This window comes from Providencia sp. 6390 (genome assembly GCF_058148425.1).
In genome coordinates this window covers 224175-241469 of the sequence record NZ_JBYVYL010000003.1, presented here as the reverse complement: position 1 = coordinate 241469, position 17295 = coordinate 224175, and the positions used below count along the sequence as shown (strand labels likewise).

At 41.7% G+C, this 17295-nt stretch carries 15 protein-coding genes; 9 read left to right on the top strand and 6 right to left on the bottom strand.

Annotated features, from left to right (window positions below; all coding sequences use genetic code 11):
• Positions 1-60 precede the first annotated feature (60 nt).
• From AC3Z9T_RS08510 to AC3Z9T_RS08500, 3 genes are all read left to right on the top strand, one after another.
• A complete protein-coding gene (locus tag AC3Z9T_RS08510) occupies positions 61-204 on the top strand; it encodes a hypothetical protein (protein ID WP_490125763.1) in 144 nt (47 codons plus the stop codon).
• 5 nt (positions 205-209) lie between these two features.
• Positions 210-311, top strand: coding sequence for a hypothetical protein (locus AC3Z9T_RS08505; RefSeq protein ID WP_490125762.1), 102 nt, complete (start codon positions 210-212; stop codon positions 309-311).
• A 144-nt stretch (positions 312-455) separates the two neighbouring features.
• Positions 456-1892: a hypothetical protein gene (locus AC3Z9T_RS08500; RefSeq protein ID WP_490125761.1), complete on the top strand. Its 1437-nt coding sequence runs from the start codon at positions 456-458 to the stop codon at positions 1890-1892.
• A 61-nt stretch (positions 1893-1953) separates the two neighbouring features.
• On the opposite strand, the gene ybaL is transcribed toward AC3Z9T_RS08500, so the two are convergent.
• On the bottom strand, positions 1954-3696 hold the full coding sequence (ybaL, locus tag AC3Z9T_RS08495) for a YbaL family putative K(+) efflux transporter (RefSeq protein WP_490125760.1): 1743 nt from the start codon (positions 3694-3696) through the stop codon (positions 1954-1956).
• 353 nt (positions 3697-4049) lie between these two features.
• Complete coding sequence (locus AC3Z9T_RS08490; RefSeq protein WP_490125759.1) at positions 4050-5273, bottom strand: MFS transporter; 1224 nt, start codon at positions 5271-5273, stop codon at positions 4050-4052.
• Positions 5274-5544: 271 nt separating this feature from the next.
• On the opposite strand from AC3Z9T_RS08490, the gene ushA reads away from it, so the two are divergent.
• On the top strand, positions 5545-7215 hold the full coding sequence (ushA, locus tag AC3Z9T_RS08485; protein ID WP_490125758.1) for a bifunctional UDP-sugar hydrolase/5'-nucleotidase UshA: 1671 nt from the start codon (positions 5545-5547) through the stop codon (positions 7213-7215).
• 202 nt (positions 7216-7417) lie between these two features.
• Here ushA and ybaK read toward each other — a convergent pair whose 3' ends face one another.
• From ybaK to AC3Z9T_RS08470, 3 genes are all read right to left on the bottom strand, one after another.
• Positions 7418-7894, bottom strand: a complete 477-nt coding sequence (gene ybaK / locus AC3Z9T_RS08480; protein WP_490125757.1) for a Cys-tRNA(Pro)/Cys-tRNA(Cys) deacylase YbaK — start codon at positions 7892-7894, stop codon at positions 7418-7420.
• 18 nt (positions 7895-7912) lie between these two features.
• Positions 7913-8713, bottom strand: a complete 801-nt coding sequence (locus tag AC3Z9T_RS08475) for a TraB/GumN family protein (protein WP_490125756.1) — start codon at positions 8711-8713, stop codon at positions 7913-7915.
• Between the two features lie 62 nt (positions 8714-8775).
• Positions 8776-9651 carry a hypothetical protein gene (locus tag AC3Z9T_RS08470; RefSeq protein ID WP_490125755.1) on the bottom strand — a complete coding sequence of 292 codons (876 nt, stop codon included), beginning with the start codon at positions 9649-9651 and terminating at the stop codon, positions 8776-8778.
• 190 nt (positions 9652-9841) lie between these two features.
• On the opposite strand from AC3Z9T_RS08470, the gene celB reads away from it, so the two are divergent.
• The 5 genes from celB to AC3Z9T_RS08445 are packed head-to-tail and all read left to right on the top strand — an operon-like array spanning position 9842 to position 14220.
• Positions 9842-11125, top strand: coding sequence for a PTS cellobiose transporter subunit IIC (gene celB, locus AC3Z9T_RS08465; RefSeq protein WP_490125754.1), 1284 nt, complete (start codon positions 9842-9844; stop codon positions 11123-11125).
• A 33-nt stretch (positions 11126-11158) separates the two neighbouring features.
• Positions 11159-12127, top strand: a complete 969-nt coding sequence (locus AC3Z9T_RS08460; protein WP_490125753.1) for a glycosylasparaginase — start codon at positions 11159-11161, stop codon at positions 12125-12127.
• Complete coding sequence (locus AC3Z9T_RS08455; RefSeq protein WP_490125752.1) at positions 12078-13586, top strand: M17 family metallopeptidase; 1509 nt, start codon at positions 12078-12080, stop codon at positions 13584-13586. The genes AC3Z9T_RS08460 and AC3Z9T_RS08455 overlap by 50 nt, the downstream gene beginning before the upstream one ends.
• 1 nt (position 13587) lies before the next feature.
• A complete protein-coding gene (locus tag AC3Z9T_RS08450; protein WP_490125751.1) occupies positions 13588-13893 on the top strand; it encodes a PTS sugar transporter subunit IIB in 306 nt (101 codons plus the stop codon).
• Between the two features lie 9 nt (positions 13894-13902).
• A complete protein-coding gene (locus AC3Z9T_RS08445; RefSeq protein WP_490125750.1) occupies positions 13903-14220 on the top strand; it encodes a PTS lactose/cellobiose transporter subunit IIA in 318 nt (105 codons plus the stop codon).
• A 45-nt stretch (positions 14221-14265) separates the two neighbouring features.
• Here the strand turns inward: AC3Z9T_RS08445 and copA are convergent, their stop codons facing one another.
• Complete coding sequence (gene copA, locus AC3Z9T_RS08440; protein WP_490125749.1) at positions 14266-17211, bottom strand: copper-exporting P-type ATPase CopA; 2946 nt, start codon at positions 17209-17211, stop codon at positions 14266-14268.
• Positions 17212-17295: the final 84 nt, after the last annotated feature.

Genomic DNA, 17295 nt, shown 5'->3' with positions numbered 1-17295 from the left:
TGTCCTTATTCAGATCCAGACAGTAATGTGGTTGAAATGCGTTTTTAAGAATGTAGCAAAGTGGCTGCTGAGCTTGCGTTAAAAGGTATTGCAATTTATAGCCGAATTACGATGATATACCCGATTAATGAATATTTAGTTCAGCAAGGTAACAAAGTGGCTTGGTCATCGATTGATATGGCATTTCTTTCTGTGATGGCTTAATTGTATTGGCGCTTGATGGCTGGGATAGAAGCAGTGGTGTTGCCGCAGAGGTAGATTACTTTAAGCAGAAAGGGATGCCTGTTTGGACCTATGATAAATTTATCTAGGAAATTTAATGCCGTGATAAATATAAATTAATTATTTTATTGTTAGGTACTTAGTTGCGAAAATATTTAAATAATCATTTATTAATAGAGTTATTAATATTGATTTATTAACCTATGATTGATTAATTATAGGGAAAGAATTAAATGATAAGTAATTTTAAATTTGATGTGGAATTTTCACAAAATAAATTGATTAAATATATTGATGGTTTAAATGGAAAAGGATTTAAAGATAAAATAACTCAGGCATATAATGTAACAGCAGCAGAATCAGGTCTTTGCTATGGCTTGAGTAATTTAATATTGCGTTGCTCTCATTCTGGTTTACAGAAAGATTTGATTAATCAGCTAAATGAAAGCATTAATATTATCATGCTTCCAGCTATATCTGGTGATTCGATTGACTTTTATTATGATAAATCCTTAAGAGAACATTATAGGGTATTATTAAATAATTTATCTTTACCTATATTAAATACGCGAACTAATCATGATGTAATAGCTTTGATTAATAATATTATATTTTATATGGATTTTACTCCTCCCATTATAGGAGAGTCTGATATTAAGTATATAAATAGAAAGTTAGCTGATGTAAAGGCTGAAGGTGATGTTAAAGTTCACTTGGATTCTCTATCTGAAATAATAGGGTGTATTCATACTAAGTTAATGGGTAATAATATCAATGATAATAATAAATATATATCTATTGCAAGAAAAATACTTAAATCTAAATGTATGGATAGAGTAATGAAAATTAAGGAGTTTATGTGGAATGCATTTGAATATTATAGTGAAAGCTTAATATTAAATATGAATTTATTAAATAACATTAGTGGATTGTCTACTTATGAAAATTATAGCAAAGATGAAATGGTTAATCTCGGGATCCATGAAATTACATTATCTGATTTACGCCTAAAATTAGAAAAACATGAGTCATTTTGTATTAAAGAACCTTTATATTTAAGTATAGCTAGTGTTGAACATACAATGGCATTAGTAGTAAATTATGATGCTATAAATAAATGTTACAGCTATGAGTTTTTTGATCCAAATAAAGGAATGATAAAATATAATGATTTTAGCAGTTTTATGGATTTTTTTAGTACGTATGATCAAGAGCTTAAATTTAGAAGAGTAGATGGTGAAGAGTCTAATTTTAGAATTAGGTTTGAAAATTATATGCCAATTAGAGAAAATAATAAAAAAATCAATATCAGAAAAGTTGATGATAATGATGTTTTTACAACAACAAAAAAGTATTTATCAGAAGATAAAGTTGAAATTAAATTATTAGATGAGTGGAAACTCAAATTTGATGATTATAATGTTGAAAAAAATAAAATAAAATTAAAGTTGTATAATGGTAAAAAAAAGAAAACGATTTATTCGAAGATGAATGATGTAAGGGAGTTGGTCGATATAATTCGTGATAATGTTGATAATATTACCAAAAAATCAGGGGATATTATTATTCAACCCAATAAAAAAATTGAACGCAAATTAAATATTTTATTAAATATCAATAGTGTTAAGCAAAAAAAACAACCGACCCCTTTCATAAAACATTTAAAATAAGGGAGGCTTTTGCTTTCTTTTTGTTAAAAATCTAAGGGAAGCCGGAGCTTCCCTTGTAACATTAATGAGATGGTTTTAGGTACTCATCAAGGCTTTTTGCTTCACTGTCTTTTGATGTTGGTTCATCATCAATAGAACAACCATATTCGGTCACATCATTACACATAAAGGTTGCCATCGCTTTGGCAATTTCATGTTCACCGATAATGATATGATCGGCGCCACGTTCTTTAATAAAGCTGACTTCATCATCATAGTGAGCACGGACAATCACGGTAATATCTGGATTAAGCTCTTTTGCATGGGCCACGATCTCACCTGCTTCATAACCATTTGGAATGGTCAGTAGAAGGGTTTTGGCACATTCAATACGTGCAAGGCTAATGATATCTTTATTTGCACCGTTACCTAAAATGGCACTGAAACCATTTTCTGCCAGCTCTTCAAACTTCGCTCGAGTATCTTCAACTACCACTAATGGAATATTACGACGACGTAGTTTATCCGCTAGCATTCCACCCACACGACCATAGCCAACGATAATTGCATGACCACAAATATCGACAGGAATTTGTGTTTCCTCTTCCAATGTTTCTTCGAGCAACTGCTCCTCAATCGTTTCGGTTTTTTCTAAGTATTTATCTAACAAGCTAAACAATACTGGGTTGAGCATAATCGAAACAATAGCACCGGCGAGAACGAGGTTTTGCGCTTCTTTATCCATCACACCGAGAGCCATACCCATACCTGCTAAGATAAAGGCAAATTCACCTATTTGAGCAAGGCTGACAGAAATGGTAAGCGCAGTTCGCCGCGAGTGGCCAAACATTCGTACGAGTAATAATGCGGCGGCGGATTTACCAATAATAATAATCGCAAGAACCGCAATTACCCCTAATGGGTGCTCAATCAGTACTACTGGGTCAAACAGCATACCGACAGAAACAAAGAACAGAACCGCGAATGCATCTCTCAGTGGCAAAGTATCTTGTGCTGCACGATGGCTCAGCTCTGACTCATTGAGTACCATGCCTGCAAAGAAGGCACCTAGGGCAAACGAGGCATCAAATAGCGCAACAGCTGCATATGCGATACCCAAAGCTAAGGCAAGCACGGCAAGGGTAAATAACTCACGAGAACCCGTCGAGGCGGTACGCGATAAGATCCATGGAATAACGCGGCGACCAATCACTATCATAATGAAAATAAAGGCGACTACTTTACCAATAGTCCAAGCAAGCCCTAATAGTAATTCACTAAAGCTTGCTTGCTCAGAATTCATAATAGCCGCAGCAGCAGGTAACAGCACTAACGTCAGTACCATCGCTAGGTCTTCAACAATCAACCAACCGATAGCGATTTGCCCACGCTGGCTTTCAATCAGCTGTCGTTCTTCTAAGGCCCGTAGCAATACAACGGTACTGGCGGTTGATAAACACAGGCCAAATACAATCCCTGAGAACGTTCCCCAGCCAAATAGCGTGGAAAGACCTAAACCTAATAGGGTGGCGACGGCAATTTGTGCAATAGCGCCGGGGATGGCTATCGCTTTAACGGCTAACAGATCTTTTAACGAAAAATGTAAACCAACGCCAAACATTAGCAGAATAACGCCAATTTCAGCTAATTCAGGCGCAAGAGTCGTATCGGCAACAAAACCCGGTGTAAAAGGACCGGCTAAAACACCTGCGGCTAGGTAACCCACGAGAGGGGAGATTTTTAATCGCTGAGCGATCATACCTAACAAATATGCAAGGGCGAGACCACCAACAATGGTTGTGATTAAGGGCGTAGAATGCTCCATTTAGTCTCCTCTAAAATTCCCATCATACTTTGAAGCGCAGCATTATTGGTTTCGTTAGCCCAAGTCACAAAATCATCTGTGTGATTTAGGCATTCAGTCACTTTTTGATTAGCTACAATTCTAATTATTTAGGGTATTAATTGATGTTGTGAATGGCAGAGTTGCTATTTTAGCGTTATTTGAGAAAAATTTCCTTAAAAAATTTCAATGTTTTTCAAATAAAAGTGCTTTTTTAGTGCTAAATCGTTACAAAGATGTCATTTATATGATTTTTTGTTGAATTTTAAGTGGGATATAGAGGGAACTGCCCATACTTATGTTTCGATAACTATGGGCAAAATAAAGAAAAATGGCTATTTTTGTTCTAGATTTGGTAATAATACAGTAAAAATGCCAAGTAAGGGTAAAAAAGCACAATATTGATAGACTTGCTCAATACTGGTCTTATCAGCAATTTGGCCTAGCACGGCTGCACCAACGCCTCCCATGCCAAACGCTAATCCAAAAAATAGCCCTGAAACCATGCCTGTTTTACCGGGGATCAGCTCCTGTGCATAGACTAAAATGGCAGAAAACGCAGACGCCAGTATCAACCCAATAATAACGGTCAAAATGCTAGTCCAGAAAAGAGAAGCATGAGGAAGCAGCAGTGTGAAAGGCGCAACACCTAAGATAGAAAACCATATAACGTATTTACGACCGATTTTATCACCGACAGGCCCACCGATCATGGTGCCTGCTGCAACAGCAAATAAGAAAATAAATAAGTGTATCTGTGCGTTTTGTACTGAAACGCCGAACTTATCAATTAAATAAAAGGTGTAGTAGCTACTAATACTGGCTAAATAGAAGTATTTAGAAAACACTAAAACTAGTAGCACAGCTAACGAGCCGACCACCACTTTACGTGGAATAACTTTAATCTCAACATGATGAGCCGGTTTTTTGCTGGCTGCGCGATGCTGTTGTTTGTACCAACGGCTCACTTGTAATAGCACAACAATGGCTAAAAGCGCTGCGAGTGAGAACCAACCTACATTGCCTTTACCATAAGGTTCAATCACCAATGCTGCTAATAGAGGTCCTAAAGAGGCACCTAAATTACCACCAACTTGGAAAAAGGATTGTGCAAGTCCATGACGACCACCTGAAGCCATACGAGCAACACGCGACGACTCAGGATGGAACACTGAAGAGCCTGTACCCACTAGTGCTGCGGCTAACAAGATCACAGGGAAAGTTTCAGCCATTGCTAACAGCAGAAGGCCAGTTAAGGTGAAACCCATCCCGATTGGTAGTGAATAAGGTTGTGGGTGCTTATCGGTATAGTAACCAATAATGGGTTGCAATAATGAGGCTGTTATTTGATAAGTTAGAGTTATCAAGCCAATTTGTGCAAAGCTTAATGAAAAGTCAGATTGTAACAACGGGTAGATAGCTAATATCAGCGACTGGATCATATCATTGAGTAAATGAGAAAAGCTGATCGCACTTAGGATACTAAAAACGGTTTTTCCTGTTTTGCCTATGGGTTTGGTTGGCGTCGTATTACTGGGGTTGCTTGCTTGTTCACTCATAATGATTAACTTCTGGTTGTGGTTGTAAAATGGTGTTGCGTAATTGTTATCAATATAACTGATCTACAATTTATTAAAATCAATAAATATTGCGTGTAATAAAATCACTTACGGTATTAATTTGATTGATGTCTCAATTTGATGAAACAAGCGCTGATTTATGCAGGCTGTAACCGATTATGATCGCAGTTTTATGCTATAAACAGTCTTTTAATATTAAGCTTATTATCTACACATAACGCATGAAATTTATATTAGCAGGGAGAAAAAAATGAAGTTAACCTTTAAAGCATCCGTCTGTGCATTGACGGTATCTTTAGCATTGTTGCCTGCTGCATTGGCAAATGCTTGGGAAAAAGATAAAACCTATAATATTACTATCTTGCATACCAATGACCATCATGGCCATTTTTGGCATAATGACCATGGCGAATACGGTTTAGCGGCACAAAAAACCGTTGTTGATGAAATCCGTGATGAAGTAGCTAAACAAGGTGGCAGTCTTTTATTACTTTCAGGCGGTGATATCAATACAGGTGTTCCTGAGTCAGATTTACAAGATGCAGAGCCTGATTTCAAAGGCATGAATTTAGTAGGTTACGATGCGATGGCATTAGGTAACCATGAATTTGATAATCCACTTGATGTGTTACGTACTCAAGAAAAATGGGCCAACTTCCCATTTTTATCAGCAAATATTTACCAAACCAGTACTGGCAAACGCTTATTCAAGCCTTATCAAGTCTTTGATAAGCAAGGTGTGAAAATTGCAGTATTAGGTTTAACCACCGATGACACGGCAAAATTGGGCAATCCAGCCAACTTCCCTGATGTAGAGTTTAGAACCCCCGCAATTGAAGCAAAAAAAGTCGTCGAAGAGCTTCGTGCAACAGAGAAGCCAGATATCATTATCGCAGCAACCCATATGGGGCATTATGATGATGGGCAACATGGTTCAAATGCACCGGGTGATGTGGAAATGGCTCGTAGCTTACCTGAAGGTTATTTGGATATGATCGTCGGTGGGCATTCACAAGATCCCGTTTGCATGTCAGCAGAGAATAAAAATTACAAACAAGTTGATTATGTACCGGGAACGCCTTGTGCCCCTGATAATCAAAATGGCACATGGATAGTACAAGCCCATGAGTGGGGTAAATATGTGGGTCGAGCTGATTTTGAATTTAAAAATGGCAAATTCACGCTAAAACACTATCAACTGATCCCAATTAACTTGAAGAAAAAAGTCACTAAAGATGACGGGACAAGTGAACGTGTTTATTACACTCAAGAAATCGCACATAACCCAGAAATGATGAAGCTTTTGACTCCTTATCAAGAGAAAGGTGGCGAACAACTGAATGTTAAAGTGGGTGCTGTTGACGGTAAGCTTGAAGGTGACCGCAGTAAAGTGCGTTTTGTTCAGACCAATATGGGGCACTTATTGTTAGCTGCACAAAAAGAACGTGCAGGTGCCGATTTTGCGATTATGAGTGGTGGTGGCGTTCGTGACTCCATCGAGAGTGGTGACATCACCTATAAAGATGTATTGAAGGTTCAACCTTTCACGAACGAATTAGTGTATGTGGATTTTAAAGGTAGTGAGGTACTGCCTTATTTGCAAGCAGCTGCAAATATGAAGCCTGACTCAGGTGCTTATGCACAATTCTATAATGTGAGTCTGACATTAAATGCAGATGGTAGTATCAGTGATGTGAAAATCGACGGCAAACCAGTTGACCCACAAAAAACCTACCGTATGGCGACATTGAATTTCAATGCGATCGGTGGTGATGGATATCCGAAAATCGATAGCCATCCAAGCTATGTGAATACTGGCTTTGTCGATGCTGAAGTGCTGAAAGGTTATATTGAAAAACATTCACCACTTAAAGCAGCAGATTATGAACCAAAAGGTGAAATTGTTTATAAAAACAAATAATCACTGTCTAACTTAAGCCACTGAATGGGTTGGTGGCTTAAGTTGTTTGCTTTTTATACTCGTCATACTTCAAGTTGCAGCGCTTTTCGTTAAGGTATCAGTAACTGCGTTCACTCGTGCCAGTTACATAGTTATCTATGCTCCTAGCGACTCACTCACTTGTCGCCTAGCTGCACCTCGAATTATTTTGAGTTTATATCGGTTAATCTTTTTTGATCTCAGCAAATGTCGCATTCAGCACACTGGCTAAATCAGCAGGCGCTAATTCAATATCTAACCCTCGTTTGCCACCCGAAATAAACATAGTGGCAAATTGTTGTGCTTGGCTATCAATTACTGTCGGTAGGCGTTTCTTTTGGCCTAATGGACTAATGCCACCGATTAAATAGCCCGTGGTTTTTTGGGCAATTTGAGGATCAGCCATTTCAACTTTCTTCACTTTAAATACTTTAGCAACCAATTTTAGATCTAGTTGCCCTGACACGGGTGTGACAGCGACAGCGAGGCTTTTTTGATCACCATTAAGTGCGACAAGTAGTGTTTTGAAGACTTGTTTGGCATCTAACCCTAATTTATTGACCGCTTCATCACCAAAATTATGCTCATTTGGATCATGTTCATAGGGGTGAATGGTGAAGCTAATTTTTTGTTTTTCTAATAATTTTACTGCGGGAGTCATTATTATACCTATTTGTATTCAATTGCGTAGATAATCGATTAAACTACCATCCCCAAATAAATGTAAAGCGCCAACTGCGACCACATAGTTGCCATCAGGTAATGATTTCAACCTAGCACTCCAGTCTTGATTACGTTGCGCCATAAGCACTTGATAAACATCATCACTGAACGTTTTAGGCAATGTGATGTGGTTCTCTGGCTGATAATCAAGCCACCAACTGATCATAGTTTGTAGCGAGCGGGCATTGGTGCGCCAATGTTCTAATGTGTCTTGTAATAAAGGCAAGCCTTCTTGAGGGAGTTTTAACAACAATTCGACTTGCGAGTCAGTGCCTTCAAGCTCAATGATGGTTTTTTGTTGCGACTGAGCGTTACGTAATAACTGATAATCAATGCCATATTGCCCTCGCAACCCTAGCCCTTGAGCTTGGGTGGCCTGTAAAATCAACGCTATTTGCCATGAAGGTAATGAATCAAACTGTGCTGGATCTTGATGGATTTCTTGGCAGTAATGAATAAACAAGGCGTATTCATCGTCAGTTAAGCGATGCTGTATGGGGGCACGTGAAAGTTCGTCTTGCGTGAAGGGCGTACGCATATCCGTAATATCGGCTTCAACAATTAAAGCATCTGCATGGTTGAGTTTATCGAGTAAAATATCAGACAGTGGGAACATATTTTCAGTACCCATATGGATGCTGCCAACGATGTGTAACTTTAATTTTTTCGATAAACGGACATCGATCGCGGGGTAAGGGTAGGCCGGTGCGGCTTCCATATGAAGCCAATTTTTTAAGTTTTCGAGCAGCTTGACCATAGTACTTCCCCGTATTTCATCATCAATCCATTAGGTTAAACAATCTTGGCACAATTTTCGACTCACTTCGCGCTATTTTGTTGCCAAAATTCGTGGGGGGTTAAGCCACCGAGCTTCTTTTGTACCCACTGCTGATTATACATTTGTACAACATAAGGCAGAAATTCAGCTAATGGCAATCCATTGGTAGCGGGTAATAGGGTCGATAATGAAATATCGAGCCGTAATGATGATTCATGTTCAACATCGAAATAGTTGAGTGCGAGCCCTTGCTCGGCACACCATTGTTGTAGCGGGTGTTCATCAAATACGGACTCTAAAAATAAATTTCTTTTTTCAGTCTCAAGACATTGCATATCAGCAGGTAGTCTGGTTTGTATTTCTTTTAGCCAATTAACCACCAACTGTGCAGAGATACCTTGAAAAATATCGACACAGGAAAAGCCGCTGACTTGCTCTTCTAGCCACAATAAATGTAACTGGCCACCATCCTGTGGTAGTAAATTTAAACGACGGTAATATAATTTTACTTTACCGCACTGTTCACCACTTTGAATGGCTTTTTTTCCCTTTAACACACGAGAGCCGAGCACGTTCATATGCACCATTTCACCTTTTTTCAGTAAGCGATCTAGGCTGGCTCGTGAGATAGCTTGCCCCATACCTTCATTGATGCAGGTGACCAATTCATCCAGTGGCAACACAAAGTGAGTTCTTAACCAAAGAGCAAGATCCACTTGTTCTTGTCTCATTACCTTGTGTACATTTTTTGGGGTGGATTTTTGGTCTTCAACCTCTTGTCTAACCCGCCAACGGCGTACTGTCGACACAGAAATTCCTAACTCTTTTGCCAGTTCTCGGTCACTTTTGTCTGACTGCTGTAGGTAACGCCGTACTCTTGGAGTGGTGGTGGCATTCGCATGTAATTTGATTTCCATACTGGCTTTTTCCCTAACGGTGATGGTATCTAATCTTATGAGACTAATTCATTCTGAACTAAATACTGTGACCTATCGCAACTTTATTTAAATTGCCTTGGGCAATAATCAGGTCGCCGGCAAGCAAACAAAAAATTAACCATAACCTCAGCCTGTTAGATCCGATATCGCCTTTTACGGGAGATTTACTATGAGTAAGGTGCTCGATTACTTAGAAGCCAAATTGATGCCATTGGCTGCTAAAGCCGCGCAGCAAAGACATCTGTGTGCTATTCGCGGCGCATATGTCTCTTTTATGCCATTCATCATCGTTGGGTCGGTGATGCTAATTATCTCTTCTTTTCCAAATCAAGCCTACCAACAGTTCATGACAGGTATTTTTGGCGCGAGCTGGACAAGTATTGTTGAAATCCCTTTCAATGCTGTATTTTCTACCATGTCTTTGTTTATCAGTTTTATGGTGGCTTATCGATTAGCTGAACACTATAACGAAGATCAGGTTTCTTGCGGCATTTTAGGGCTAATTTGTTTTTTAATTTTAACGCCTTTCTTGAAAGCGGAATCACTGGGTAACGTCACCGTTATTTCAACCGAATGGATTGGTAGTAAAGGACTATTCGTTGCTATGATCGGTTCATTAATCTGGACGGAACTATTTTGCTACATTAAACGCAAAAATTGGGTGATCAAAATGCCTGAAGGGGTTCCACCTGCCGTTCAAGAGTCATTTGCCGCATTGATCCCTGCTCTATTAGTGGTGATTTTAGTATTAGCGATCCGCACATTAGTGGCACAAACCAGTTATGAAACTGTTCATCAGTTTATTTATCAAACACTGGCGACACCAATGCGCCATTTCGGCACCTCCTATGTGGGTGCACTGTTAACTGGCCTTAGTATCACTTTGCTGTGGTCTGTTGGGATCAACTCAGGCTCCATGGTCAACGGCATTATTCGTCCTTTATGGATGGAAAACCAAACCGATAACATCGCTGCAATTCAAGCAGGTATGACACCTCCACATGTCATCACAGAACAATTCTTTGACATGATTTGGATGGGCGGGGCTGGTGCAACACTGTCATTAGTGATTGCAATGTTGATTTTTGCACGCAGTAAAAGCATTCGCGAAGTAGGGGGATTGGGGGCCGGTGCATCTATTTTTAATATCAATGAGCCTATCTTATTTGGCCTGCCAATTATCATGAACCCGATCATGTTGATCCCATTTAACCTTGTGCCATTGGTATTGATCACCACGCAATATATTGCCATGAGCCTTGGTGCAGTTGCATCAACGACAGGGGTATTCATTCCGTGGACATTACCACCAGTGATCAGTGGCTTTATCGTCACGGGCCATATCAGCGGCAGTATTATGCAAATCATTAACTTATTGATTGGTGCGATGATCTACCTGCCATTCTTACGCATTATCGATAAACAGTATTTAGCGACAGAAAAACAAGGGTAATCCGTTGTTTTATTGGAAACTCAAGGAGTTGTTATGTGGGGAATGATTGCAACATGGCGTATGGCTTTAGAAGGCGTAACGCGTGCTACAGCCCTGTTGAACCGTGGAGAGAGTGCCGCTCATGCAGTGGTTGAGGCTGTCTCCGATGTCGAAGATTTTCCGCTATACAAATCAGTTGGTTATGGTGGTTTACCTAGCGAGAACTGTGAAGTAGAGCTAGATGCTGCCTTTATGGATGGCGATTCACTGGCCTTTGGTGCCGTTGGTAATTTAGTGGATATCGCCAATCCAGTACGTGTGGCTCATGCCTTAAGTCGTGAACGCTTTAATTCATTATTGGTTGGACGTGGCGCTCGTGAATGGGCGGTAGAGCAAGGCTTTGCACAGAAAAAAATGCTCACAGATAGGGCAATCGCCCATTATCGAAAGCGTTGTCGGGACACCATCGACAAAGGGTTAAGCCCTTATGATGGGCACGATACTGTGGGTATGGTTGGATTAGATTTACAAGGCAGTATGAGCGTGGCGACTTCTACCAGCGGATTGTTTATGAAACGGCGCGGTCGTGTTGGTGATTCGCCAATCATCGGTTCAGGCTTTTATTGTGACAGTGAAATTGGTGGTGCAACAGCAACCGGTGTTGGTGAAGACCTAATGAAAGGTTGCACTAGTTATGAAATTGTCAGACGCATGGCCGAAGGAATGACACCACAACAAGCGGCTGATTCAGTGGTGTTTGAACTGGAAGATAAACTCATGAAGCGGTTTGGTCGCTGTGGTGATTTATCGGTTGTTTGCATGAATAAAGATGGTGAATTTGGCGTTTCGACCAATATCAAAACCTTCTCATTTGTGATTGCAACTGCCAATACGCCGCCGACAGTTTACCTTGCTGAACGTCTTGAAGAACATACCACATACACCCTAGCAGATAGTGATTGGCTGCAAGATTATGAACAGCGGATCCGTGAGCCAATCGATGGAGCGCTACATTATGATTAACTTCCAAGTCATCAGTGACAGTAAAGTATTCACCCATTCATTAGCGAATACGCAAGTTGTCACTTATTCAAATAGCGGTTTGTTAAAACAGCTAGGCTGTTCAACAACATTGGCAGAACAGCTCGATGCCTATGCAGAAACAGGCAAAGTAGCCCAGAGCCAATTTGCTTGTGAGCCTCTCGGAAAAATCACGGTGATCCCGACCACTGATTGGCTATCATGGCCTGACGGTAAGCTGTTGGTTGACGTACGCGCCTTATTGAAAATGCCATCAACAGAGCTATTGATGGATTGCCGATTATTTAATTTACAACAAAGAGAACATCAAGCGGCGTGTCAGCAACTGTTGATCTTATTGTTTAATCATGGCTATCAGCTTGATGAGCAACAGTTTAAAACAACTGTTGCACCGTCGCAGAAAATCGCTTCTTTGTTGTTATACAGCGAACAGGATCAAGCTGAAGCACTCAAAAAATTGGCTGAATATGCTTTTGCTGTGAGTAAAGGCATGGTTGATGCACGACAACTAGCCGACATACCCAGTGATATTTGTACCCCTGAATTTGTTGCTAATACGGTTTCTTCTGTGGTCAGTGCTTACCCGAAAATTTCAGTTTCCGTGTTTGATGAACAGGATATCCAGCAGCAAGGTTTAGGGTTATTACATGCGGTAGGTAAAGGGGCAACCAATCCGCCAAGAATGGTGGTATTGCGCTATCAAGGTGCTGGAGATGCAGCTTATCGTGCCTATGTTGGCAAGGGGGTAACTTATGACACGGGTGGATATTGGCTAAAAAGTGGCGAAGGCATGTATACCATGAAGTATGACATGTGTGGTGCTGCCAATGTGTTTGGCCTGCTGGTGGCTGCCGCTGAATTGCAATTACCCGTCAATCTGATTGGTGTATTAATGTTAGCTGAAAACATGATTGGCCCCGATGCGATGCGCCCAAGCGAGGTTGCAACCAGTTACGCAGGGCTGACGGTAGAAATCAACAATACGGATGCGGAAGGGCGATTAGTACTGGCGGATGGTATCGCTTATGCAGCTTCATTGGAACCGCAATACATTATTGATGTGGCAACGCTGACTGGTGCAGTAGTCAAAGCATTAGGCTATGACTTAACGGGTCTGATGTCATCAAATCCACCATTGAGTGCAGATTTATTGCAGGCGGGCTTGGATTGCCGTGATGAAGTGTGGCAACTCCCATTGGATCAACGTTTATCTGGGCAGGTGAAGAGTCATATTGCTGATTTGTGTAATACACCCAGTAATAACGCGGCAATCAGTGCTTCAGCCGCCTACTTTTTAAGTCAATTTTGTCCTAAACAGGTACCTTGGGCGCATTTGGATGTCAGTGGAACCGCTTTGTGGCGTGAAAATGGCTACAGTACCGCTTCGGGTCGTCCTATTCCACTGCTAATTCAACATATTATGAACGATTTGGAGAAGTAACATGAAAAAGATCTTATTAATTTGTGATTTAGGCATGTCCACCAGTCTAATGGTGAAAAAAATGCAAGAAGCCGCCAAGGTACGTGGTATTGAAGCCGAAATTACCGCCAAATCGGTACGTGATTACAAAGCTTGTGTAGCAGACTTTGACGTTGCTTTACTGGGCCCACAAATTCGTTATAAATTGGCAGAATGCCAACAAATAGCCGCTGCGGCAGGTAAAAAAGTCGAGTGTATTGATATGATGGCCTATGGCACCTTAAAAGGGGACAAAGTCCTCGATCAAGCATTGGCATTGATAGACTAAGGAGAGGTTATGGATTTAGAAAACGAAGTGATGGAGCTGATCACCAATGCAGGCTATGCACGCAGTTTGGTTTTTCAAGCAATAGCGGTAGCGCGTGAGGAGGGTGATTTTGCGCAAGCAGAGAATTTAATGCAGCAAGCGCAAGAGGCGTTATCCACCGCACACCATACACAAACTAAGTTAATTGAGATGGATGAAGGTACCGGTAAGGTACCGATGCATATTGTGATGGTACACGCCCAAGACCATCTAATGAATGCAATTATGTTAACTGAACTTGGCCGCGAAATTATTGCATTACATAAGAAAGTGGCTGAGAAAGATTAGTTAATAAAATAAAGGACCCGATGGCTCGGGTCTTTTGATAAATGATTAATCCTGTTTTGGTTTAAAACGCAGTAATCGGTTTGCGTTAGTGACTACGGTAATCGATGATAATGCCATCGCCGCACCTGCCACCACTGGATTTAATAAGGTTCCTGTTAATGGATAAAGGATACCCGCAGCGATTGGGATACCTAAGGAGTTATACACAAAGGCACCAAACAGGTTTTGTTTCATATTACGTAGCGTGCCTTTTGAAATCGCAACCGCATCAGCCACACCATGTAAGCTTTGGCGCATCAATGTAATTGATGCTGTCTCTATTGCGATATCACTACCGCCACCCATCGCGATCCCTACATCGGCGCGGGCAAGAGCAGGGGCATCATTAATACCATCACCTACCATCGCCACTTTGTGGCCTTTTGCTTGTAATGCTTCGATGGCTGCTGATTTGCCATCAGGCATCACACCAGCAATCACTTCATCAATACCTGCTTCTTTAGCAATTGCTTTAGCGGTCACAGGGTTATCACCCGTCAACATCACTAAGCGGAAGCCTTGTTTGTGTAAGCGTGCCAGCGCACTGACACTGTCTTCACGTAGAGGATCACGGATAGACAGTAATGCAGCAATTTTACCATCAACCGCCAACAACACAGGGGTAACCCCCATTGAGGCTTGTTGATGTAAGGTTTCTTCGACAGCACTGGTATCAATATTACTTTGTGTTAATAGTTTTTGGTTACCGAGCAAAATGGTTTTGCCATTAACGACCGCACTAACACCAAGCCCTGCGAGTGTTCTAAATTGTTCACTTGCTGGAATGGTTAATTCCTTCGCGCGACCCACAATCGCTCTGGCTAATGGGTGGTTGGAGCCACTTTCCAACGAAGCAGCAAGCTGTAAGGCTTCATCTTGTGAAAAATCATTGAACGTGTGTATGTCAGTAACTTGAGGCATACCTTCTGTCAATGTGCCGGTTTTATCAAACACGATGGTGTCTAATTCACTAGCTTGTTGTAAAGCATCGGCATCTCGTACCAGCACGCCAAACTCAGCCGCACGTCCGACACCTGAAATGATCGACATCGGTGTGGCTAAACCTAATGCACATGGGCAAGCGATGATCAGAACTGTTGTGGTAATGACCAATGCATAGGTAATTTGCGGGGCAGGGCCAACAAAATACCAAATCAATCCTGAAATAATGGCGATAGCGACCACGACAGGAACAAATATGGCTGAGATGCGATCGGCAAGCTGACCAATTTGTGGTTTACTGCTTTGCGCTTGGCGAACGAGGTGAATAATTCGTGCCAATGTAGTTTGGCTGCCCACTGCCGCTGCCTTAAACAGTACGGTTCCGTCTTGTACCACAGTCCCTGCATGAACCTGATCGCCTTTGCTTTTTTGCTGAGGGATAGGTTCACCCGTTAACATGGCTTCATCTAGCCAAACTTCACCTTCAATGATTTCACCATCAACGGGAACACGGTCACCTGTTGCAAGGCGTAATACCATGCCTTGTTTTACTTGCTCAAGAGGCATGTCTACTTCACCTTGCTCTGTCACGACCCGAGCGGTAGGTGGCGTTAGATCAAGCAATCTTTCCAAGGCTTTTGAAGAGCGCTGACGAGCTCGTTGCTCAAGTGCATGGCCGAGGTTGATAAGACCGATGATCATGGCACTGGCTTCATAATAAAGATGGCGTGCTTGTTCAGGAAACATATCTGGCCATAAGTTGACCACAATAGAATAAAGCCATGCAGCGCCAGTTCCCAATGCAACAAGGGTATCCATGGTTGCACTACCATTTTTTAGGCTTTGCCACGCATTTTTATAGAAGTGGCCACCAGCAAATATCATGACAGCTAAAGTTAACACACCAATGGTTAGCCAAATGGAATGATTTTGTGGGCTAAGCATCATGTTATCACCCATCATGCCCCAAATCATGACGGGTATCCCCAAAGCGAGTGCTAGCGCTGATTGCCAACGAAAACGACGCATATTGGCGTCAGCAACTTGTTGCTGACGTTCACGGCGTTCAGTTTCATCTTGAATAATTTCAGCACCATAGCCTGCTTTTTCAACTGCGGCGATCAAGGCTGCTGGTTGCGCAGTACCTGTCACTAATGCACTGCGCTCGGCAAGGTTTACGCGAGCGTTTTCAACCCCTGGCACGCTGCTGAGGGCTTTTTGCACTTTGTTCACACAGCTTGCACAGGTCATGCCATCTAGCAGTAACTGAACACTGTCATCTGACGGTGATATTTCAGGTTGTTCACCCAAATCAGCTTGCTGTGCCGGAATATCACAGATTGCCGCTGAGTCAGTTTCCGGTTGCTCAGTTGGTGTTGTCAGCGGCTCAGTTTTTGGGGACGTATTCTCTTTAGAGGTAAGTGTTGCTTGGTAACCCGTAGCGACAACAGCGGCGATTAAGGCGTCCGCAGATGCTGTACCACGAACAGTGGCTGTCGTGGTATCCACATCTGCTTGTTCTACACCATCGACGGCTTCCAGTGCTAAGCGGGTTTTCTCTGCACATTTCATGCAGTTTAGTCCTGAGAGTGCTAAAACCAGTGTATTAGGTTGCTCAATACTGGCTTTGTAACCTGCTTGTTCGACGGCGCTGATCAAGACATCAGCAGTCGCTACGCCATAAACTTTGGCTTGCTGTGTATCGACGATCGCGGCGGCAACGCCATCAACCGCTTCGAGAGCTTGTTGCGTTTTGGCTGCGCATTTCATGCAAGTCAGACCTGAAAGTTGTAATATCGTATCTGGTTGCTCAGCCACTTTTGCTTGGTAGCCAGCCGCTTCAATGGTTTCAATCAACGACTGCGTGGAGGCATCGCTGTCAATGACCGCATATTCAATGGTGACTTTGACTTGATTAATGTCTGAACGGGCTTCGAGTGCTTTGGTCACTGTGCCAACACAGTGCATGCAACTTAGTCCTTGCAGGGAGAGAATGATTTTGCTACTCATAAGTGAAATCTCCTTAACTCATGACGGATCCTGTCTTTTTGATTATCATGGCAGAATCTAATGGATCTCGATATATAGAGAAGG